The sequence below is a fragment of the Microbacterium sp. P5_E9 genome, assembly GCF_054049175.1.
The window spans coordinates 77,077-97,914 of sequence record NZ_JBFUMV010000016.1 but is presented as its reverse complement, the minus strand read 5'-3'; the positions used below and the strand labels follow the sequence as shown (position 1 = coordinate 97,914).

Annotated in this window: 23 protein-coding genes; 3 read left to right on the top strand and 20 right to left on the bottom strand. The window is 68.9% G+C overall.

All coding sequences use genetic code 11. The features are described 5' to 3' along the window. From ACXJ3V_RS16490 to prmC, 14 genes are all read right to left on the bottom strand, one after another. On the bottom strand, positions 1 to 682 hold a 682-nt coding region (locus ACXJ3V_RS16490; protein ID WP_457101423.1), incomplete at its 3' end, for a hypothetical protein. A 146-nt stretch (positions 683 to 828) separates the two neighbouring features. Next, positions 829 to 1,578: a YaaA family protein gene (locus ACXJ3V_RS16485; RefSeq protein WP_457101422.1), complete on the bottom strand. Its 750-nt coding sequence runs from the start codon at positions 1,576 to 1,578 to the stop codon at positions 829 to 831. A 112-nt stretch (positions 1,579 to 1,690) separates the two neighbouring features. Next, positions 1,691 to 1,951: a F0F1 ATP synthase subunit epsilon gene (locus ACXJ3V_RS16480; RefSeq protein ID WP_457101421.1), complete on the bottom strand. Its 261-nt coding sequence runs from the start codon at positions 1,949 to 1,951 to the stop codon at positions 1,691 to 1,693. Between the two features lies 1 nt (position 1,952). Continuing rightward, the gene (gene atpD, locus ACXJ3V_RS16475) at positions 1,953 to 3,419 is read right to left on the bottom strand and encodes a F0F1 ATP synthase subunit beta (RefSeq protein ID WP_457101420.1); all 1,467 of its coding nucleotides are present in this window, start codon (positions 3,417 to 3,419) and stop codon (positions 1,953 to 1,955) included. Between the two features lie 27 nt (positions 3,420 to 3,446). Further along, positions 3,447 to 4,343: a F0F1 ATP synthase subunit gamma gene (locus tag ACXJ3V_RS16470; protein WP_457101419.1), complete on the bottom strand. Its 897-nt coding sequence runs from the start codon at positions 4,341 to 4,343 to the stop codon at positions 3,447 to 3,449. Between the two features lie 21 nt (positions 4,344 to 4,364). Beyond that, entirely contained in the window at positions 4,365 to 6,005 is a 1,641-nt protein-coding gene (gene atpA, locus ACXJ3V_RS16465; protein ID WP_457101418.1) for a F0F1 ATP synthase subunit alpha, read from the bottom strand. Positions 6,006 to 6,071: 66 nt separating this feature from the next. After that, positions 6,072 to 6,863: a F0F1 ATP synthase subunit delta gene (locus ACXJ3V_RS16460; RefSeq protein ID WP_457101417.1), complete on the bottom strand. Its 792-nt coding sequence runs from the start codon at positions 6,861 to 6,863 to the stop codon at positions 6,072 to 6,074. Then, entirely contained in the window at positions 6,863 to 7,426 is a 564-nt protein-coding gene (locus tag ACXJ3V_RS16455) for a F0F1 ATP synthase subunit B (protein ID WP_457101416.1), read from the bottom strand. Before ACXJ3V_RS16455 ends, ACXJ3V_RS16460 begins: the two co-directional genes overlap by 1 nt. 28 nt (positions 7,427 to 7,454) lie before the next feature. Further along, positions 7,455 to 7,691 carry an ATP synthase F0 subunit C gene (gene atpE / locus ACXJ3V_RS16450; protein ID WP_028496101.1) on the bottom strand — a complete coding sequence of 79 codons (237 nt, stop codon included), beginning with the start codon at positions 7,689 to 7,691 and terminating at the stop codon, positions 7,455 to 7,457. A 45-nt stretch (positions 7,692 to 7,736) separates the two neighbouring features. Further along, positions 7,737 to 8,609 carry a F0F1 ATP synthase subunit A gene (atpB, locus tag ACXJ3V_RS16445; RefSeq protein WP_457101415.1) on the bottom strand — a complete coding sequence of 291 codons (873 nt, stop codon included), beginning with the start codon at positions 8,607 to 8,609 and terminating at the stop codon, positions 7,737 to 7,739. A gap of 50 nt (positions 8,610 to 8,659) precedes the next feature. Then, positions 8,660 to 9,172: a hypothetical protein gene (locus ACXJ3V_RS16440; RefSeq protein ID WP_457101414.1), complete on the bottom strand. Its 513-nt coding sequence runs from the start codon at positions 9,170 to 9,172 to the stop codon at positions 8,660 to 8,662. Further along, positions 9,169 to 10,320 carry an MraY family glycosyltransferase gene (locus ACXJ3V_RS16435; RefSeq protein ID WP_457101413.1) on the bottom strand — a complete coding sequence of 384 codons (1,152 nt, stop codon included), beginning with the start codon at positions 10,318 to 10,320 and terminating at the stop codon, positions 9,169 to 9,171. Before ACXJ3V_RS16435 ends, ACXJ3V_RS16440 begins: the two co-directional genes overlap by 4 nt. Continuing rightward, positions 10,317 to 11,030, bottom strand: a complete 714-nt coding sequence (locus ACXJ3V_RS16430) for an L-threonylcarbamoyladenylate synthase (RefSeq protein ID WP_457101412.1) — start codon at positions 11,028 to 11,030, stop codon at positions 10,317 to 10,319. Before ACXJ3V_RS16430 ends, ACXJ3V_RS16435 begins: the two co-directional genes overlap by 4 nt. A gap of 44 nt (positions 11,031 to 11,074) precedes the next feature. After that, positions 11,075 to 11,956: a peptide chain release factor N(5)-glutamine methyltransferase gene (gene prmC / locus ACXJ3V_RS16425; protein WP_457101411.1), complete on the bottom strand. Its 882-nt coding sequence runs from the start codon at positions 11,954 to 11,956 to the stop codon at positions 11,075 to 11,077. A 136-nt stretch (positions 11,957 to 12,092) separates the two neighbouring features. Here prmC and cysK (ACXJ3V_RS16420) point away from each other — a divergent pair, with 136 nt between their 5' ends. From cysK (ACXJ3V_RS16420) to epsC, 3 genes are read left to right on the top strand one after another with little or no spacing between them, the layout of a single operon-like run. After that, entirely contained in the window at positions 12,093 to 13,028 is a 936-nt protein-coding gene (gene cysK / locus ACXJ3V_RS16420) for a cysteine synthase A (RefSeq protein WP_457101410.1), read from the top strand. 26 nt (positions 13,029 to 13,054) lie between these two features. After that, a complete protein-coding gene (gene cysK, locus ACXJ3V_RS16415) occupies positions 13,055 to 14,008 on the top strand; it encodes a cysteine synthase A (RefSeq protein ID WP_457101409.1) in 954 nt (317 codons plus the stop codon). After that, positions 14,005 to 14,610: a serine O-acetyltransferase EpsC gene (epsC, locus tag ACXJ3V_RS16410; RefSeq protein WP_457101408.1), complete on the top strand. Its 606-nt coding sequence runs from the start codon at positions 14,005 to 14,007 to the stop codon at positions 14,608 to 14,610. The genes cysK (ACXJ3V_RS16415) and epsC overlap by 4 nt, the downstream gene beginning before the upstream one ends. Positions 14,611 to 14,710: 100 nt before the next feature. Here epsC and ACXJ3V_RS16405 read toward each other — a convergent pair whose 3' ends face one another. The 6 genes from ACXJ3V_RS16405 to thrC form a co-directional block, all read right to left on the bottom strand. Next, positions 14,711 to 14,872 (bottom strand): AAA family ATPase, encoded by a 162-nt coding sequence (locus tag ACXJ3V_RS16405; protein ID WP_457101407.1) that lies wholly within the window; start codon positions 14,870 to 14,872, stop codon positions 14,711 to 14,713. After that, a complete protein-coding gene (locus ACXJ3V_RS16400) occupies positions 14,872 to 15,270 on the bottom strand; it encodes a hypothetical protein (protein ID WP_457101406.1) in 399 nt (132 codons plus the stop codon). The genes ACXJ3V_RS16405 and ACXJ3V_RS16400 overlap by 1 nt, the downstream gene beginning before the upstream one ends. 26 nt (positions 15,271 to 15,296) lie before the next feature. Continuing rightward, positions 15,297 to 16,376: a peptide chain release factor 1 gene (prfA, locus tag ACXJ3V_RS16395; RefSeq protein ID WP_457101405.1), complete on the bottom strand. Its 1,080-nt coding sequence runs from the start codon at positions 16,374 to 16,376 to the stop codon at positions 15,297 to 15,299. Positions 16,377 to 16,388: 12 nt separating this feature from the next. Next, positions 16,389 to 18,623, bottom strand: coding sequence for a transcription termination factor Rho (gene rho / locus ACXJ3V_RS16390; RefSeq protein ID WP_457101404.1), 2,235 nt, complete (start codon positions 18,621 to 18,623; stop codon positions 16,389 to 16,391). A 167-nt stretch (positions 18,624 to 18,790) separates the two neighbouring features. Next, the gene (gene thrB, locus ACXJ3V_RS16385; RefSeq protein ID WP_457101403.1) at positions 18,791 to 19,753 is read right to left on the bottom strand and encodes a homoserine kinase; all 963 of its coding nucleotides are present in this window, start codon (positions 19,751 to 19,753) and stop codon (positions 18,791 to 18,793) included. After that, a complete protein-coding gene (gene thrC / locus ACXJ3V_RS16380; RefSeq protein WP_457101402.1) occupies positions 19,750 to 20,838 on the bottom strand; it encodes a threonine synthase in 1,089 nt (362 codons plus the stop codon). The genes thrB and thrC overlap by 4 nt, the downstream gene beginning before the upstream one ends.

The following is a 20,838-nucleotide window of genomic DNA, read 5'->3' as shown; positions in this document are numbered from 1 at the left end:
GCGGCGTGTAGCCGGCCGGGGGCTGCGGGGCACCCTGGTACCCGGCGGGCGGTGCCTCGTAACCCGCGGGCGGGGGCTGGTACCCCACGGGCGGGGCGTCGTAGCCGGCGGGCGGCGGGTAGGCCGCGGCGGGCGGCGCGGCCGCGTAGCCCGCGACCGGCAGCTGGCTCGGGACGCCCGGCCAGTCGGTGCGGTCGGCCAGGAAGCTGTTGCCGGCCCACGGCGCGGCCGGCACGGCCGGGTTCCAGCGGGAGCGATCGAAGGCGTTGATGCCGAGCCAGACGAGGGACAGGAAGAAGTAGAGCACGACCCAGACGGGCCCCTTCTGCAGCTTCAGCCCGACCCGCCACGCTGCCAGCAGGCTGATGGCGGCAGCTGCCAGGTTGAGAATCGTGCTGAGGAAGCCACCGACCCCGGGGATCCAGCCCAGGACGATCGAGCCGCCGATCGCGTAGAGGATCAGCCATGGACTCAGATCGCCCAGCTTGGAGAAGACCATCAGGTTGTACACCGGCACCCAGGCTCGCCAGCCGCCCTGCACCCCGGCCTTCTGGAACACCTTCATGAGGAACCAGGAACCCAGGACGTAGAACACGATCAGGAGCGGCAGGAGGATGACGAAGAAGACGGCCAGCAGCCCGAGGATGGCGGCCAGGCCGCTGCCGTCGTTGTAGTCGGACATATGCGTCCCTTTCCGGAACAGACGGATGTAGCAGACGTCGACGGTGCGGGTGCCCGCCGAGTCACATGCTAGCGATGGACTCCGGCTCGGGACAGGAATTGAGCCGCACACGTCGCCGCGCGTCGCCCGCGGCGGGTGAGCACGGCTCAGGCGAACAGTTCGAGTTCGCCGCCCGCTCCGTCGCGCACCCGCAGTCCGGCGGCATCCATCCACCGCACGAGCGCCCCGCGCGAACCGATCCGGGGCCGCTCCAGCGCGAGACCACGCACCAGCGCGCCCTTGGCATGCTTGTTGAAGTGGTTCAGCGCGCGGACCGCGCCGTCGGCACCGTCCGCGACCACCCGCACGTAGGCCGAGGGCAGCGATGCCGGAAGCGGGCCGAGCGCGACGTACGCCTCGGATCGCAGATCGAGCACGAACGACTCGGATGCCGCGCCTAGCGCCGCCGTGACGGCATCCGCCCACACCCGCGTGAGGGGCGGCAGGCCGGGCAGGGAGACCCCGGCACCCAGCCGGTAGGCCGGGATGGGGTCGAGCGCGCCGACCGGGCCGAACGGGGCGGAGTGGATGAGCACATTGCGTCCCACCCACGCCCGGGCCGACGGAGGGAGGGATGCCGCGTCCAGCGCGTCGTAGAGCACCCCGGTGTAGCGGTCGATGGCCGCCATCGTCGGGGCGGCGCGCAGCGCGGCGTTGATCGCGACCTCGCCGCGCTGCGTCGCGCCGAGCTTCAGCACGCGCGACGCCGACGGCTCGTCCGCCGACAGCGCGACGAGCGCGTCGACGACAGTCTCGCGCTGCGGCGCGAGCGACGGCAGGGCAAGCGTCCCCAGCTCGACGGGCCGTCGTCGTCCGCCGGGACGCTTGGTCTCGGACGGCGGCAAGAGGATCAGCATGATGTTTTCTGCATCCGGTTGTTGAGTAGCCCGCGAAGCGGGCGTATCGAAACACACACGGCGAAAGGGCAGGTCCACGCTGCGCGTGAACCTGCCCTTTCGCGAAATCGGCTCAGGAGATCAGGGCTGCGTTCCCGGCCACGATCGACACCTCGTCGTCGGACATCGAGACGAAGCCGTCCTGGGCGTTGGCGATGATCTTGGTGCCGTCGGCCTGGGTGATGCGCACCTGCCCCTCGGCGAGGATCGCAAGCACCGGCTCGTGACCGGCCATGAAGCCGATCTCGCCGATGATCGTCTTTGCGACGACGAGCGTCGCCTCGCCCGACCAGATCTCCGACTCCGCGGAGACCAGGTTGACCTTCAGCGGCATGTCACTCGTCTTCCTTCTGGATCTGAGCCCAGCGCTCTTCGACATCGCCGATGCCGCCGACGTTGAAGAAGGCCTGCTCGGCGACGTGGTCGAAGTCGCCCTTGACGATCGCGTCGAAGGACTCGATCGTCTCCTTGATCGGGACCGTGGAGCCCTCGACGCCGGTGAACTTCTTCGCCATGTAGGTGTTCTGCGAGAGGAACTGCTGGATGCGGCGTGCACGCGACACGACGACCTTGTCCTCTTCGGAGAGCTCGTCGACACCGAGGATGGCGATGATCTCCTGCAGTTCCTTGTTCTTCTGGAGGATCTGCTTGACGGCGGTGGCGACACGGTAGTGGTCGGCGCCGATGTAGCGGGGGTCGAGGATCCGGCTCGTCGACGACAGCGGGTCGACGGCGGGGTACAGGCCCTTCGAGGCGATCTCACGCGACAGCTCGGTGGTCGCGTCGAGGTGCGCGAACGTCGTGGCCGGTGCCGGGTCGGTGTAGTCGTCGGCGGGGACGTAGATCGCCTGCAGCGAGGTGATCGAGTGACCACGGGTCGAGGTGATGCGCTCCTGGAGCACACCCATCTCGTCGGCGAGGTTCGGCTGGTAGCCCACCGCGGAAGGCATGCGGCCGAGCAGGGTCGAGACCTCGGAGCCGGCCTGCGTGAAGCGGAAGATGTTGTCGATGAACAGCAGCACGTCCTGCTTCTGCACATCGCGGAAGTACTCCGCCATCGTCAGCGCCGACAGCGCGACGCGAAGACGCGTCCCAGGCGGCTCGTCCATCTGGCCGAAGACCAAGGCCGTCTTGTCGAAGACGCCCGCCTCCTCCATCTCCTTGATGAGGTCGTTGCCCTCACGGGTGCGCTCGCCGACACCGGCGAACACCGACACGCCACCGTGGTCCTGCGCGACGCGCTGGATCATCTCCTGGATGAGGACGGTCTTGCCGACTCCGGCACCGCCGAACAGGCCGATCTTGCCGCCCTGGACATACGGGGTCAGCAGGTCGATGACCTTGATGCCGGTCTCGAACATCTGGGTCTTCGACTCCAGCTGGTCGAAGTTCGGCGCCTTGCGGTGGATGCCCCAGCGCTCGGTGATCTCGATCTTCTCGCCCGGCTCGGCGTTGAGGATCTCGCCGATGACGTTGAAGACCTTGCCCTTGGTGACGTCGCCGACGGGCACCGTGATCGGGCCGCCGGTGTTGCGCACCTCCTGGCCGCGCACGACGCCGTCGGTCGGCTTCAGCGCGATCGCGCGGACGAGGTCATCGCCCAGGTGCTGGGCGACCTCGAGCGTGAACTCGGAGGTGACGCCGTCGATCGTGACGGTCGTCTTGAGGGCGTTGTAGATGTCGGGGATCGCGTCGTGGGGGAACTCGATGTCGACGACGGGCCCGGTGACGCGCGCGACACGGCCGACGGGCAGCGTCTCCGTCTTCGCCGCGCTTTCGACGGTGGTGGCGGTGGGAGTCATTGTCTTCGTCTTCTCTTTCGTGTGGTCTTACTTGCTCGACGCGAGCGCGTCGGCGCCGCCGACGATCTCGGCGATCTGCTGCGTGATCTCGGCCTGACGCGCGTTGTTGCGCAGACGCGTGTAGTCCGTGATGAGGTTGTCCGCGTTGTCGCTGGCCGACTTCATCGCCTTCTGGGTCGCGGCGTGCTTGGCCGCCGACGACTGCAGAAGCGCGTTGAAGACGCGGCTCTGGATGTACACGGGCAGGAGTGCGTCCAGGACGACGCTCGCCTCCGGCTCGAATTCGTAGAGCGGGTAGATCTGCGCCGGAGCGGATGCATCGGCTTCGACGACCTCGAGGGGCAGCAGTCGCACGGTCTCGGGCGTCTGCGTCATCATGCTGACGAAGCGGTTGTAGACGAGGTTGATCTCATCCACCCCGCCGGCGTCGCCGCCGCGGTCGTAGGCGTCCAGCAGGACACCGGCGATCTCCTCGGCCGTGTGGAAGTGCGGCGTGTCGGTGTCACCCACCCACTCCCCCGCGTTCGGCAGGCGCCGGAACTGGAAGTACCCGACGGCCTTGCGACCGACCAGGTAGAACACCGGCTCTTTGCCCTGCGTGCGCAGGAGTTCGGCGAGCTGCAGCGACTCTCGCAGGATCTGCGAGTTGAACGCCCCGGCGAGCCCGCGGTCGGATGCGAAGATCACCACCGCCGATCGGCGGATGACAGCGCGCTCCTGGGTCAGCGGGTGGTCGACATTGCCGTGCGTCGCCACAGCTGCGACGGCGCGCGTGACGGCGCGCGCGAACGGAGCCGAGGCGCGCACGCGCGCCATCGCCTTCTGGATGCGCGAAGCCGCGATGAGCTCCATCGCCTTCGTGATCTTCTTGGTCGTCTGAGCAGATGCGATCTTCTGCTTGTAGACCCGCAGTTGTGCGCCCATGGTCTTTGTCCCGGTGCGCCGTTAGCGGCGGCCCTTGACGATCTTCTCCTGGTTGACGTCCGTCGCGGTCGCCGCCTCGAACTCCTCGTGGCCGGGCTTGTCGATCGCCTGCCCGCCCTTGCCGGACTGGAACTCGAGGATGAACGCGTCGGTCACCTTCTCCAGCTCGGCGGCGGTGTCGTCGTCGAGCACGTTGGTGTCGCGCAGGGTGTCGAGGATCTTCGTGCTGCGACGCAGGTAGTCCAGCAGTTCGCGCTCGAAGCGCAGGACGTCCTCGATCGGCATCGTGTCGAGCTTGCCCTTGGTGCCGGCCCAGATCGAGACGACCTGCTCCTCGACGGGGTAGGGCGAGTACTGCGGCTGCTTGAGCAGCTCGGTCAGGCGGGCGCCACGCGCGAGCTGACGACGGGATGCGGCATCCAGGTCGCTCGCGAACATCGCGAACGCCTCGAGTGAGCGGTACTGGGCGAGCTCAAGCTTGAGCGTGCCGGAGACCTTCTTGATCGACTTCACCTGCGCGTCGCCGCCGACGCGGGATACCGAGATGCCGACGTCGACTGCGGGGCGCTGGTTGGCGTTGAACAGATCGGACTGCAGGAAGATCTGGCCGTCGGTGATCGAGATCACGTTGGTCGGGATGTAGGCCGAGACGTCGTTCGCCTTCGTCTCGATGATCGGGAGACCCGTCATCGAACCGGCACCGAGCTCATCCGAGAGCTTCGCGCAGCGCTCCAGCAGACGGGAGTGCAGGTAGAACACGTCACCGGGGTACGCCTCGCGGCCCGGCGGGCGGCGCAGCAGGAGCGAGACGGCGCGGTAGGCCTCGGCCTGCTTCGACAGGTCGTCGAAGATGATCAGGACGTGCTTGCCCTCGTACATCCAGTGCTGGCCGATCGCGGAACCCGTGTAGGGCGCGAGGTACTTGAAGCCGGCGGGGTCGGATGCCGGAGCCGCGACGATGGTCGTGTACTCCATGGCTCCGGCGTCCTCGAGCGCGCCGCGCACCGAGGCGATCGTCGAGCCCTTCTGGCCGATGGCGACGTAGATGCAGCGCACCTGCTTGGTGGTGTCGCCGGACTCCCAGTTCGCCTTCTGGTTGATGATCGTGTCGATCGCGATCGCGGTCTTGCCCGTCTGGCGGTCGCCGATGATGAGCTGGCGCTGCCCGCGGCCGATCGGGATCATGGCGTCGATCGCCTTGATGCCGGTCTGCATCGGCTCGTGCACGCTCTTGCGCTGCATGACGCCGGGCGCCTGGAGCTCGAGCGCACGGCGTCCGTCGGTCGCGATCTGGCCGAGACCGTCGATCGGGTTGCCGAGCGGGTCGACGACACGACCCAGGTAGCCGTCGCCGACCGGAACCGAGAGCACCTCGCCGGTGCGGGTGACCTGCTGGCCGGCCTGCACGCCGGAGAACTCGCCCAGGATGACGACGCCGATCTGGTGCTCGTCGAGGTTGAGCGCGAGGCCGGACGTGCCGTCGCTGAACGTCACGAGCTCGTTCGCCATGACACCCGGAAGGCCCTCGACGTGCGCGATGCCGTCGGCAGCGTCCACGACGGTGCCGACCTCGTTCGCCGCGGAGCCGCTGGGCTCGTAGGCGGCGACGAAGTCCTTCAGCGCGTCACGGATGACGTCGGGGCTGATAGTGAGTTCTGCCATTGTCTTCCTTCGTTCGGTGGGGACGAGGCCCCAATCCTCCGCCCGGTGAGGGGCGGGAAATCTGTGTTATCCGGCCAGCCGCTTGCGCAGGTCGGAGATGCGGGACGAGACGCTCGCGTCGATCACGTCGTCGGCGATCTGCACGCGCACTCCGCCGATCACCGCGGGATCGACGACGGCGTTCAGCGACACGTCTGCGCCATAGCGCTGCGACAGCGCCGCGGTGAGACGTTCCGTCTGTGCGTCGCTCAGCGGAACCGCCGAGACGACAGTGGCGACGGCGCGCCCGCGCTGGTCGGCGACGAGCGACATCGCGCGATCCAGCAGCTGGCGGATGCGACGCTCCCGCGGCTGCCGGGCGAGCGACGAGACGATCACGATGGTGGGCTCGCTGGCGCGGCCCTTCAGCAGCGTCTCGATGAGCACGGCCTTGGCCGAATCGTCGCCGAGCCGGGCGCCGAGCGCGAGCTCGAGCTCCGGATTCGCCGCGACTGTGCGCGAGAAGCGGAACAGCTCCCCCTCGACATCCGCCGTGGCGTCCGAGCGAGCCGCGGCACGCACCGCGAGCTCTTCGATCCCGTCGACCAGGTCGGAGGACGATGACCACCGCTGCGCGACAGCCGTCGTCAGCAGCGCGACCGACACGGGCCGGAAGGCGGTGCCGAAGACGTCGGCGATCACCTTGGCCCGCGCGTCCGCAGAAGCTGAGGAGTCGGCCAGCGCACCGCCCAGCTGGGGCGAATCCGCCACGGCGCGCGCCGCGGCGAACAGCTCGCGGGACACGTCGAGGTCGATGCCCGAGGCTGCGTCGAGCGCCGCCTTCGTCGCGGCTTCGGCCTGAGTGGTGGCACTGCCCATTACTTCGATGCCTTCCCGGCTGTCTCGGACTCTTCGAGTTCGGCGAGGAAGCGGTCGACAACGCCCTGAGCCCGCGTGTCGTCCGACAGCGACTCCCCGATGACGCCACCGGCGAGGTCGATCGCAAGAGTGCCCACCTCGCTGCGCAGCGAGACGAGCGCGGCCTGGCGCTCGGCCTCGATCTGCGCGTGCGCGGATGCGGTCAGTCGCGCGGCCTCGGCGGTCGCGGTCTCCTTCGCCTCGGCGACGATCTGCTTGCCGTCGTCGCGGGCGGCATCGCGGATCTCTCCGGCCTCCTTGCGAGCGTCGGAAAGCTGCGCGGTGTACTCCGCGAGAGCAGCCTCCGCCCGGCGCTGAGCGTCATCCGCCTTGGCGATGTTGCCTTCGATGGCGGCGCTGCGCTCGTCGAGCATCTTCTTCAGCCGCGGGAGGGCGACCCTCCAGAAGATGAAGAGGATGATGATGAAGCACACCGACGACCACACGATGTCGTACCACGCCGGGAGAAGCGGGTTGGGCGCTTCCTCCGTTTCGGCGGCGAGCGTGACAAGAGCGTTCAGCATCCTGTCTCCTTACGTCGAAGTGGTGGGATCAGTAGCCGAAGATGAAGGCGGTGGCGATGCCGATGAAGGCGAGCGCCTCGGTGAAGGCGATACCGATCCACATCAGCACCTGCAGGCGGCCGGCGAGCTCGGGCTGGCGAGCCACACCCTCGATCGTCTTGCCCACGACGATGCCCACGCCGATGGCCGGGCCGATCGCTGCGAGGCCGTAGCCGACAGTCGCGATGCTGCCGGAGACCTCGGCGAGAACCGTAGTTGCGTCCACGAGTTGGTTTTCCTTTCGGTTACGGGTGGCTGTGCCGACCCGGGATCAGTGCTCTTCCGCCACCGCGAGCTGGATGTAGACCGCGGTGAGGAGGGCGAAGACATATGCCTGGAGGACGGCCACCAGGATTTCGAACAGTGTGAAGGCGAAGCCGAACGCGAGGCTGCCGGCCGCGAGGATCGACCACCAGCCGCCCATCGTCAGCAGGAAGAACGACGTCGCGGAGAAGAACAGCACGAGCAGCAGGTGGCCGACCATCATGTTCATGAGGAGTCGCAGCGTCAGCGTGACCGGCCGGATGATGAACGTCGAGATGAACTCGATCGGCGTCACGATGATGTAGATCGGCCAGGGCACGCCGGTCGGGAAGAGCGCGTTCTTGAAGAAGTTCTTCGGGCTCTTCTTGACACCGGCGTAGATGAACGTGACGTAGCTGACGACTGCCAGCGTGAGCGGCACCGCGACGATGGCCGTTCCCGCGATGTTCAGGAACGGGATGATTCCCGTCAGATTCATGAACAGGATCATGAAGAACATCGTGGTGAGGATCGGCAGGAAGCGGTCGCCGTCCTTCTTGCCGAGCAGGTCATGCGCGATGTTGGTCCGGACGAAGCCGAGGCCCATCTCGATCAGGCTCTGGAAGCGGCCCGGGATCACCGTCATGCGGCGGGTGCCGAGCCAGAAGACGATCACGAGGACGATGGTCGCCAGCATCTGGATCAGGCTGATGCGGGTGACCGGAACGCCGAGGAACTCGGTCAGAATCGGCGGGAAGAACTCGTCGATCGAGGGACCGTGGAATTCACCCCCGTCTTCGGCGGTGTGGGCGATCAGTGTCGCAGCTAGGGTAAACAGCGCTGGCTCCAGCTTCGGGGCAACGGAAGAATCCGTCGCGACGATGGTAGGTGAACGCCACACCACAAGCKCTCAATAGGGCTAGCGGGCGGGCCTGCACAACACTACCAAACTCAGGGGGTTCCCAAGTCCTCCCCAGGCTTCTCGGAGCCTCGGTCATCGATTCGATCACCCTCATCGGGGTCTGTCGGCAGCGTGATGTCACCCACATGCGGCACCCGCATGCGGGTGAGGACGACGACGTCGACGACCAGAGATGCCAGCACGCTGACCACCACGGCGACGAAGAACACCGTCGGATCGAGCCAGGGCTGACCGCGCAGCAGCAGCAGGGCGACGATGAAGACGATGAATTTCAGGATCCAGCCGCCGAGCACGATCCCGAAGAAGATCGGCACGTAGAGGTCGTCGCCGTACCAGCGGTTGGCGATCAGGATGCTGAGCGCGGTGATCGCGAGGAAGACCGCCGCGATCAGCACCCCGAGCAGTGCGCTCCATAGGCCGGTGGTGCCGGCGACCAGGAACCCGATGACGGCCGCTGCGACCGCGAGCACCGCGGTCACCCCGGCTGACCAGACCAGCGTCGTCCGCAGGATCGGCGTGCTCGAGACGGGGTTCGGGCTCATATGACGGGCTCCAACTCGGTGCGGGTCCTCGCGCGACGCGCGGGCGGAAGGGTCACGACCAGGCAGGCGGCCAGGCCGATCAGCAGGTAGACGATCCCGGGCAGGTACAGCCCGGGCCATCCCGCCGTCGTGCCGATGTACATCAGCAGCACGCCGAGCCCGACGATGGCGGTCCACGCGTAGAAGACCAGCACGGCGTCGCGGTCGGTGTGCCCCATGTCCAGCATGCGGTGGTGCAGGTGCTTGCGGTCGGGGGCGAACGGCGACTTCCCGGCCTGCATGCGGCGGATGACCGCCATGCCGAAGTCCAGCAGCGGCAGCAGCACCACCACGACCGGCAGCAGGATCGGGATGAACGCACCCAGCAGCTGCGATCGCCCGAAGTCGTTCGGGTCGAGCACGGCGGGATCGAGCTGGCCGGTGATCGCGATGGCGGAGCAGGCCATGAGCAGCCCGACCATGAGAGCCCCGGCATCCCCCATGAACAGCTTCGCCGGACTCCAGTTCAGCGGCAGGAATCCGGCACACGATCCGATCAGCACCGCGGCGATGAAGGTCGCCAGCGAGAAGTTGTTCGTCGTGAAATCGCGCAGCAGCAGGTACGAGTAGGCGAAGAACACGGCGTTGGCGATGAGGCACACCCCGGCGACCAGCCCATCGAGACCGTCGATGAAGTTCACCGCGTTCATCACGATCACGATGGCGAAGACCGTCAGGACGAAGCTCACCCAGCTCGAGCCGACCATCAGGCCGCCGATCGGGAGCGACAGGATCTGCAGCTTGCCGACCCACGCGATGATGCCCGCGGCGAGGAACTGCGCGCCGAGCTTGACGGTCCAGTCGAGGTCCCAGAGATCATCGGCGACACCCACCAGGACGATGATCAGCGTCGCGAGCAGGATCGCGAGGATCGGCTGCGGGTCGACCCAGAAGATCGCGAAGAAGTCGTTCTGCGACGACACCAGTACGGCCGCGACCACGCCGAGGAACATCGCGATCCCGCCGAGGCGCGGGGTGGGCGTCTTGTGGACGTCTCGTTCGCGGATGCCGGGATAGAGCTTGTACTTCGTGCTCAGCCGCCAGACCACCCAGGCGAGGACGAACGTGACGGTCGCCGTGAAGAGGATCGTGAAGACGTACTGCTTCACTGCGGGCCGCCGGACGGCGGGTCGGAGTCCGGCGACTCGGGCTGGTCGTCGGATTCGAGGAGATCGCCGAGCACCTCCCGAAGCCGTTCGCGACTGACGGCGCCGTCGCGCAGGATGCGGATGCGGGGGCTCGTCCCGCCGACCAGCGTCGTCGCGTCGATGATGGTCGAGGCCACTCCGGTCGCCGATGTGCCGGCGTCGAGGTACACCGCGACGCTGTCTCCGAGCATGTCGCGCGCCTCCTGGGCGCGCACGGCCGCGGACTGACCGGTCAGGTTGGCGCTGGACACCGCGAGCGGGCCGGTCTCTTCGAGCAGTTCGAGGGCGATCCGGTCCCCGGGCATCCGCACGGCGACCGTGCCGTGGGTGTCGCCCAGGTCCCAGGCCAGCGACGGCTGGGCGGGCAGCACGATGGTGAGGCCCCCCGGCCAGAATGCCTCGACGAGCCGCTCCACCGGCTCGGGCACCTCCGCGACCAGCGCGCGCAGGGTCGCGAGGCCTGCGACGAGCACGGGCGGCGGCGACTGGCGCCCACGGCCCTTCGCATCGAGCAGCGCCTGCACGGCGCGGGCGTTGAAGGCGTCGGCGGCGATGCCGTAGACGGTGTCGGTGGGGAGGACCACGAGCTCGCCCCGGCCGATCGCCTGGCGGGCCTGGCGCATGCCGGGGAGGAGCTGAGTCTCGTCGCGGCAGTCGAAGACGGAGGACATGTCGTGCCCAGTGTACGTGCGCGGGCTCTGCGGACCCGAACCGCTCACGGACGCAGTGCGGTCGTGGCGCGGTCGCGCATGGTCAGGTCGGGATGCGTGGCGGGCGCGCGCCAGCCATCGGCCGCGAGGATGCCGCGAATGGCCTCACCCTGCCACTCACCGTGCTCGATCACGATCGATCCGCCCGGGTGGGCCAGTCGCAGCCCGACCCGGCTGAGCACGCGCACGACGTCCAGGCCGTCCTCGCCGCCGTACAGCGCCGCCGGCGGATCGAACAGGCGAACCTCCGGGTCGCGCGGGATCGCGGCATCCGGAACATACGGAGGGTTGGACACGACGACCGAGACCGACCCGTCGAGGTCGCCGAACGCGTGCTCGAGGTCGACGAAGGCCAGGCGGGCGTTGTCGACGCCGACGAGCTCGAAGTTCTCCTTCGCCCAAACGAACGCCTCGACCGAGTTCTCGGCCGCGAACACGCGGGAGTGCGGCACCTCGGAGGCGAGCGCGAGGGCGAGGGCGCCGCTGCCGGTGCCGAGATCGACCGCGATCGGGGAGGCGGATGCCACGGCCCGCAGCGCGTCGATGGCCAGCTGCGCGACCATCTCGGTCTCGGGCCGCGGCACGAACACCCCGGGGCCGACGCGCAGCTCGAGGTGGCGGAACGGGGCGGTGCCGGTGATGTGCTGCAGGGGCTCGCGGGTCACGCGGCGGGCGACGAGCCGCTCGATGCGCTCAGCCTGCGCCGCCGGGATCGCATCGCCGCGGATCACCGCGGCCTGCACCGCACCGCGAGGCAGCCCGAGGACGTGGCCGGCGAGCAGCTCGGCGTCCACGACCGGATCCAGGACTCCCGCCTGGGCGAGGCGGGACGACGAATCGCGCAGGACGTCGGAGAGGGCGCGCGGCGGAGCAGAGAGTTCAGGCATGACCGATCAAGCCTAAGCGTCGCGGCTCGCCGCATCGCCTCGCGAATGTGACGGCACCCGTCACATTCGGTCCCGCTCTGAGGCCCCTCCCCTAGGCTTGAGCGGTCTACCCGATCTGCGCGAAAGGCCCCGCAAAATGCCCGGTATCCACTCCGATATCACCTCTGCCTTCGGCAACACCCCTCTGGTGCGCCTCAACCGCGTGGCGGAGGGAGTGGAAGGCAACATCCTGGCGAAGCTCGAGTTCTACAACCCCGCCTCCAGCGTCAAGGACCGCCTCGGCATCGCCATCGTCGACGCCGCAGAGGCGTCAGGCGAACTGCAGCCCGGCGGCACCATCGTCGAGGCGACGAGCGGCAACACCGGCATCGCGCTCGCGATGGTCGGCGCGGCCCGCGGCTACCGGGTCATCCTCGCGATGCCGTCGTCGATGTCCGTCGAGCGCCGGCTGCTGCTGAAGGCCTACGGTGCAGAACTCGTCCTCACCGACCCGGCCGGGGGCATGAAGGGCGCGGTCGCGAAGGCCGAGGAGATCGCCGCCGAGACTCCGGGCGCCGTGCTCGCCAAGCAGTTCGCGAACGAGGCGAACCCGCGCATCCACCGCGAGACCACCGCCGAGGAGATCATCCGCGACACCGACGGGCAGGTCGACTACTTCGTCGCCGGCATCGGCACGGGCGGCACGATCACCGGCGTCGGCCAGGTCCTGAAGGAGCGCGTCCCCGGCGCGAAGGTCATCGCGGTCGAGCCCGCCGACTCCCCCCTGCTGACCAAGGGCACCCCCGGACCGCACAAGATCCAGGGCATCGGGCCGAACTTCATCCCGGAGATCCTCGATCAGACGGTCATCGACGAGGTCATCGACGTCGAATTCCCCGACGCGATCGCCACCGCGCGCGCCGTCGGCGTGCAGGACGGCATCCTGGTCGGCATCTCCTCCGGTGCCGCGATCTGGGCTGCCCTTCAGGTCGCAGCGCGTCCAGAGGCCGCCGGCAAGAACATCGTCGTGATCATCCCGTCGTTCGGCGAGCGCTACCTCTCGACCGCGCTGTACGAGGACCTCCGCGACTGATCCGCTTCTCTTCGAAAGGGTGATCCGTGCCTAGGATCCATGCGGATATCACCTCTGCATTCGGCAATACGCCTCTCGTCCGGCTCAACGCGGTCACCGCGGGGCTGGGTGGGGAGGTGCTCGCCAAGCTCGAGTTCTTCAACCCGGGTTCGAGCGTCAAGGACCGTCTCGGGGTCGCCCTCGTGGACGCGGCCGAGGCGTCCGGCGAACTCCAGCCCGGCGGCACGATCGTGGAGTCCACGAGCGGCAACACCGGCATCGCACTGGCGCTCGTCGGCGCCGCGCGCGGGTACCGGGTGATCCTCACGATGCCCGCCTCGATGTCGAAGGAGCGGCGGACGCTGCTGAAGGCGTACGGCGCGGAGCTGGTGCTCACCAACCCGTACAAGGGCATGACCGAGGCTGTCGGGACCGCGGAGCGGATCGCGGCGGAGACCCCGGGCGCGGTGCTCGCGCATCAGTTCGAGAGCGCCGCCAACGCCGAGATCCACCGGCGCACGACGGCCGAGGAGATCTGGCGCGACACCGACGGCCAGGTGGACTGGTTCGTTGCCGGTTCGGGCACCGGCGGGACGATCACCGGCGTCGGAAGCGTGCTCAAAGAGCGCAACCCGGACGTGAAGATCGTGCTGGTGGAGCCGAAGGACTCGCCGCTGCTCACCGAAGGGCACGCCGGCGGGCACCGGATCCAGGGCATCGGCCCGAACTTCATCCCCCCGGTGCTCGACCTGTCGCTCGTCGACGAGATCTTCGACGTCGAGTTCGATGACGCCATCCGGGTCGCGCGCGACCTCGCCACGCGCGAGGGCGTCCTCGCCGGCATGTCCGCGGGCGCGGCAGTCTGGGCGGCGCTCGAGATCGCGGCCCGACCGGAAGCGGCCGGCAAGCGGATCGTCGTGATCATCCCCGATGCCGGCGAGCGCTATCTGTCGACGGCGCTCTACGAGCACCTGCGCGACCCCGAGCCGGACGCCTCATGAGCGCGCCGACCGACCCTTCGGAGGGCGAGCACCTCGGCGTCTTCGCGCGGATCAGCGAGGACCTCGCCGCCGCGAAGCTCCGCGACCCCGCGGCACGGAGCGGGCTCGAGATCGCGCTGCTGTACCCGGGCCTGCACGCCATCTGGGCACACCGCGTGTGGCATGCGCTGTGGGCACGCGGCTTCCGCTTCATCGCCCGCGCGGGCTCCCAGGTGACCCGCTGGCTCACCGGGATCGAGATCCACCCCGGTGCGACCATAGGCCGGCGCTTCTTCATCGACCACGGCATGGGCGTCGTGGTCGGCGAGACCGCCGAGGTCGGCGACGACGTCATGCTCTATCACGGCGTCACGCTGGGCGGCCGCACCCGCAACGGCGGCAAGCGCCACCCCACGCTCGGCGACGGCGTCGCCGTGGGTGCCGGCGCGAAGGTGCTCGGCCCGATCACGATCGGTGCAGGGTCGGTGATCGGCGCGAACGCCGTGGTCACCAAGGACGCACCGGCCGACAGCATCCTGGTCGGCATCCCGGCCAAGCCGCGCGTTCGGCACTCCGGCGAAGACACCCGGGCGCTGCTGACGGCGCCCGAGTACCACATCTAGCGCCGAGCGCGTCTTGGCGGCGCGGTGGCGTCCTCGCCGCGCGGGGGCGATTCGCTCGCGCTGTTGATACCGCCACGCGCTGCTGCGATCTTCGGGCGCGTCAGGCGGTTTGGACCGCGCGAGCACGACGGCGTCGTGAAACGGCGTCGAGTTCGAGGCGGGCGAGCCCCGTCGCCATGGCGATCTGCGCAGCGAGCCGCGACTTGCCCGAGCCCGAGATGCCGACGACCCGGATGCGGCGCGCGGTTGCGGCATCCGCCACTACGACCGGCGCTCCGCGACCTGCTTCTTGATGAACAGCGGCGGAAGCAGCCACGTCGCAATGGCCGTGACGAGCCAGACGACGAGCGTGCCGATGATCCACGCGACGGGACCGTCGATGCCGATTCCGGCCGCCGGGATGACGACCGCGATGAGCAGTGCGACGAAGGTCGACAGGAGGCCGATTCCGCCGAGGAACGCATTGGCGTGCCGTCGTGTGATGTTGAACAGCCAGGGCGCAAGGACGCTCTGCAGCACCGCGAAGATCACCACGGCGAGCAGGACGCCCCACCAATCGTTCCAGTGCAGGGAGAAGCCGGGCAGGATGAGGTCCGCTGCGATGAGCCCCAGGAAGGCCGAGACGAGGAAGATCGCTGCGCAGATCAGAAACGTGATCACGCGATCAGGCTATCGCCAGAGCGCGGTCAGCCCTCGGAGCCGAGCGCCGCGAGGCGCTCCTCTTCGTCGGCCGCGATGCACGAGGCGATGATCGGCTCCAGTGCGCCGTCCATGACCTGGTCGAGGTTGTACGACTTGTACCCCGTGCGGTGGTCCGCGATGCGGTTCTCCGGGAAGTTGTACGTGCGGATCCGCTCGGAGCGGTCCATGCCGCGAATCTGCGACTTGCGCGCGTCGGAGGCGATGGCGTCGAGCTCTTCCTGCTGCCTGGCGAGCAGCCGAGCGCGGAGGACCCGCATGCCGGCCTCGCGGTTCTGCAGCTGCGACTTCTCGTTCTGCATCGACACGACGATCCCGGTGGGCACGTGCGTGATGCGCACCGCCGAGTCCGTGGTGTTGACGGATTGACCGCCAGGACCCGATGAACGGAACACATCGATCTTGAGGTCGTTCGGGTTGATCTCGACCTCGTCGGGCTCGTCGACCTCGGGGAAGACGAGCACGCCGGTCGTCGAGGTGTGGATGCGCCCCTGCGACTCGGTCGCAGGGACGCGCTGCACGCGGTGCACGCCGCCCTCGTATTTGAGGTGCGCCCACACGCCCTGAGCGGGGTCGGCGGAGGATCCCTTGATCGCGACCTGGACGTCCTTGTAGCCGCCGAGGTCGGACTCGGTCCGCTCGAGCAGCTCGGTCTTCCAGCCCTTCGACGCGGCGTACTGCACGTACATGCGCAGCAGGTCCGCGGCGAACAGGGCGCTCTCCGCGCCGCCCTCGCCGCCCTTGATCTCCATGATCACGTCGCGGGCGTCGTCCGGGTCGCGCGGGATGAGCAGTCGCCGCAGGCGCTCCTGCGCCTGGGCGAGATGCTCCTCGAGGCCAGGGACCTCCTCGGCGAACGCGTCATCCTCTTTCGCGAACTCGCGCGCCGCTTCGAGATCAGCGGATGCCGCGACCCACGCGTCGTTGGCCGCCACGATCCGCGACAGCACGGCGTAGCGCCGGTTGACGCGTTTCGCGCGCGCGGCATCGGCGTGCACCGCGGGGTCGGAGAGCTCCTCCTGGACCGCGCGGTGCTCGTCGAGCAGCGCTTTGACGGAATCGAACACGGGTTCCTCAGGTCAGCGGATGCTGTTCTCGTGCCCGTGGCTGTGACCGCCACCGGTGTGCGTCGGAGCCGGGATCGACTTCTGCATCTGCACGAGGAACTCGACGTTGGACTGGGTCTCCTTGAGCTTGCCGAGGACGACCTCGAGCGCCTGCTGCTGGTCGAGACCGGCGAGCGCGCGACGCAGCTTCCAGGTGATCTTCACCTCGTCGGACGACAGCAGCATCTCTTCGCGACGGGTGCTCGACGCGTTGACGTCGACCGCGGGGAAGATGCGCTTGTCGGCGAGCGAGCGGCTGAGGCGCAGCTCGCTGTTGCCGGTGCCCTTGAACTCCTCGAAGATGACCTCGTCCATCTTGGACCCGGTCTCCACGAGTGCGGTCGCGATGATCGTGAGCGATCCGCCGTTCTCGATGTTGCGCGCGGCGCCGAAGAAGCGCTTGGGCGGGTAGAGCGCCGCCGCGTCGACGCCACCGGTGAGCACGCGACCGGAGGTCGGCGCCGAGATGTTGTAGGCACGGCTCAGACGGGTGATCGAGTCGAGCAGCACGACGACGTCGCGGCCGAGTTCGACGAGGCGCTTGGCCCGCTCGATGGCGAGCTCGGCGACGGTCGTGTGGTCCTCGGCAGGCCGATCGAAGGTCGAGGCGATGACCTCGCCCTTGACCGTGCGCTGCATGTCGGTGACCTCTTCCGGGCGCTCGTCGACCAGCACGACCATGAGGTGGACCTCGGGGTTGTTGGTCGCGATCGCGTTCGCGATCTGCTGCAGCACGATCGTCTTGCCCGCCTTGGGGGGCGCGACGATGAGGCCGCGCTGACCCTTGCCGATGGGCGCGATGAGGTCGATGATCCGCTGGGTGAGCTTCTCCGGCGCGGTCTCCAGGCGCAGGCGCTCCTGCGGGTAGAGCGGCGTGAGCTTGCCGAACTCGACGCGGGTCGCGGCATCCTCGACCGAAAGGCCGTTGATCGCATCGACCTTGACGAGCGCGTTGTATTTCTGGCGGCTGGACTGCTCGCCCTCGCGCGGCTGCTTGATGGCGCCGACGACCGCATCGCCCTTGCGCAGGTTGTACTTCTTGACCTGGCCGAGCGAGACGTAGACGTCGCTCGTGCCGGGCAGGTAGCCGGTCGTGCGCACGAACGCGTAGTTGTCGAGCACGTCGAGGATGCCGGCGATCGGAATCAGGACGTCGTCCTCGCCGATCTCGGTCTCGAACTCATCGGTCGGGCCGACCGGGCCGCGGCGCTTGTTGCGCGCACGGCTGCGGGCCGAAGCGGAACCCGGCTCGTCGTCCAGGTCGATCGACGCCTGCTGGGCCTGGGCGTTCTGGCCCTGGCCGTTCTGCGGGTTCTGGTTCTGGTTGTTCTGACGGTTCTGGCCCTGGGCGTTCTGGCCCTGGGCGTTCTGGCCGTCGCGGGCCTGGTCGTTCTGGCCACCCTGCGCCTGACCGCCCTGCTGACCGTTCTGGCCGCCCTGCGGCTGGCCGTTCTGACCCTGCGGGCTCTGGCCGCGACTGCGGCTGCGGCTGCGCGAACGGCTGCGCGACCGGGGCGAACCCTCGGCGGCGTCCGACTCTTCGGCGGACGATGCGTCGCCTTCGGGGACGGATGCCTCATCGGGCGTGGTCGCGTCGGCAGTCGGCGCCTCGGACGGAGCGTCGGCGGCGTCGGTCGTGGCCTCAGCCTCGGCGACGGGCGCCTCGGCCTGCGCGTCGGCGACGGGAGCGGCCTCAGCGACCGGAGCCGCCTCGGCGACTGCTTCGGCGACGCCGGTCGGCTCGGCCGCGACGTCGGTGCTCTTCGCACGGCGCGGCGCACGCTTGCGCGGTGCACGCACGGCGGCGACCGGCTCGGCCTCGACGACCGGCTCGGCCTCGACCGGGGCAGCAGCCGCGGCCTCTTCGACCTGCGCCGGGGCCTCTTCGACCTGCGCCGGGGCTTCGGCGGCGGGCTGGGACTCAGCCTCAGCCTCAGCCTCAGCCTCGACCGGTGCGGCCTCGACGGCCTCGGTCTGCACCTCGGCCTCGGGCGCCTCGACGGCCTCGACGACCTCAGCGGCAGGCTCTGCCTCGGCCGGCGCAGCGGCGTCGACCTCGGCACCCTGCTCAGGCTGGGCCGCGTCAGCGGCTTCGTCAGTGGTTTCGGCGACGGTGTCGCCAGTGGTCACATCGACGGCGCCCTCGAGCGCATCGGTGCGCTCTTCGGATGCCGAGTCGGTGATGTGGATCTCGGAGATGGACTCCACGAGTACTCCCTTGTGAAAACGGATTGATAGACGCGATCGCACAGCCGCCGAGGCTAAGACAGTGGAACTGTCCGCGAACCTCAGGACCGCATGGCGTTCAGCGAACGAACCAGGCGGGGGATGTGCGGTGGTTTCGCAGATTGCGACGGAGGCTCAGATTCACGTACTTACGTGGAACCCTCCGTGTACTCCCTCACTGTACCACCCTTGAAGTCGACGGCAGGCATGAGGACCCCCCACGGAGTGTCCGTCGACGTGCCCGCGAGCGACGCGGCTTCGAGGCGTCGTCCCGGCCCGTCCGCGAGCACGAGCACGCTCGGACCGGCGCCCGAGACGACCGCCGCGAACCCGGATTCGCGCAGCGCCCGCACCAGTGCGTCGGTCTGCGGCATCGCCTGCGCCCGGTAGTTCTGATGCAGCTTGTCCTCGGTCGCGGCGAGCAGAAGCTCGGGGCTCTGCGTCAGCGCGGCGATCAGCAGGGCCGACCGCGAGACGTTGAAGACCGCGTCCTCGCGGGGCACGTGGAGGGGCTGCAGACTGCGCGCCAGCTTCGTGGACATCGTGAACTCGGGCACGAACACCACCGGCGAGACGCCACGGTGCACGAGGAGCTTCTTGTGCTGCGGACCGCCCTCGTCGACCCACGCGATCGTCAGGCCGCCGAACAGGGCGGGCGCGACGTTGTCGGGGTGTCCTTCGAGCTCGGTCGCCAGCCGGAGGAGGGTGTCGGGTCCGAACTCCACATCGCCTTCGAGCAGACCCTTCGCGGCGAGGATCCCGGATGCCACGGCAGCACCCGATGAGCCGAGTCCCCGGCCGTGCGGGATGACGTTGCGCGCCTCGAGACGCAGCCCGGGCATCCGTCGCCCCATCGCTTCGAAGGCGTACCTGATGGACCGGACGACCAGGTTGGAGCCATCGCGCGGCACGTCCTCGGAGCCCTGCCCCGAGACGTCGATCTCGAGCCGGTCGTCCGGCAGCGCCGTGACCCGCAGCTCGTCGTAGAGGCTCAACGCGAGGCCGAGCGTGTCGAAGCCGGGGCCGAGGTTCGCGCTCGTCGCAGGCACGCGGACCACGACGGATCGCCCGTCACCGGCGCCCAGGGGCGCCCATTCGGGCGCTGCGCTCACGCGGTCGCCTCCACGGGTGCCAGCCCGAGGACGGATGCCACATCCGACGTCGACGCGTCGACCACGGTGGGCTCGACCGTCGTGCCGTCGGCGTTGCGGAGGGCCCACTGCGGGTCCTTCAGGCCGTGGCCGGTGACGGTCAGGACGACACGGGCGCCACGGGGGATGATGCCCGCCTCGGCGCGGTCGAGGAGACCGGCGACGCTGATCGCGGAGGCCGGCTCGACGAAGATGCCGACCTCGCCGGCGAGGAGCTTCTGCGCCGCGAGGATCCGGTCGTCGTCGATGGCGCCGAAGTAGCCATCGGTGGCCTCGCGCGCCGCCAGGGCCAGATCCCACGAGGCAGGGTTGCCGATGCGGATCGCACTGGCGATCGTCTCGGGGTTCTTGACGACCTCGCCGCGCACGAAGGGCGCGGAGCCTTCGGCCTGGAAGCCGAACATCCGCGGGACGCGGGTGGCGACGCCGCGCTCGGCCTCTTCGCGGTAGCCGCGGGAGTAGGCGGTGTAGTTGCCGGCGTTGCCGACCGGGATGAAGTGGAAGTCCGGCGCGTCGCCGAGCACCTCGACGATCTCGTAGGCGGCGGTCTTCTGCCCCTCGATGCGATCGGGGTTCACGGAGTTCACGAGGTGCACCGGGTAGTGTGCGGCGAGCTCACGGGCGATCTCGAGGCAGTCGTCGAAGTTGCCGCGCACCTGGATGAGGCGGCCGTTGTGCGCGACCGCCTGGCTGAGCTTGCCCATCGCGATCTTGCCCTCGGGCACGAGCACCGCTGCGGTGATCCCGGCGTGCGCCGCGTACGCGGCCGCCGAGGCCGAGGTGTTGCCGGTGGAGGCGCAGATGACCGCCTTCGCACCGTGCTCGACCGCGCGCGACAGGGCGACGGTCATGCCGCGGTCCTTGAACGACCCGGTCGGGTTCATCCCCTCGAACTTGACCCAGACGTCGGCGCCGGTGCGGCGCGACAGCGCTGGTGCCGGCAGCAGCGGGGTGCCGCCTTCGCCGAGGGTAACGACGGTCGAGGCATCCGTGACGCCCAGACGGTCGGCGTACTCGCGCAGGACTCCGCGCCAGACGTGTGCCAT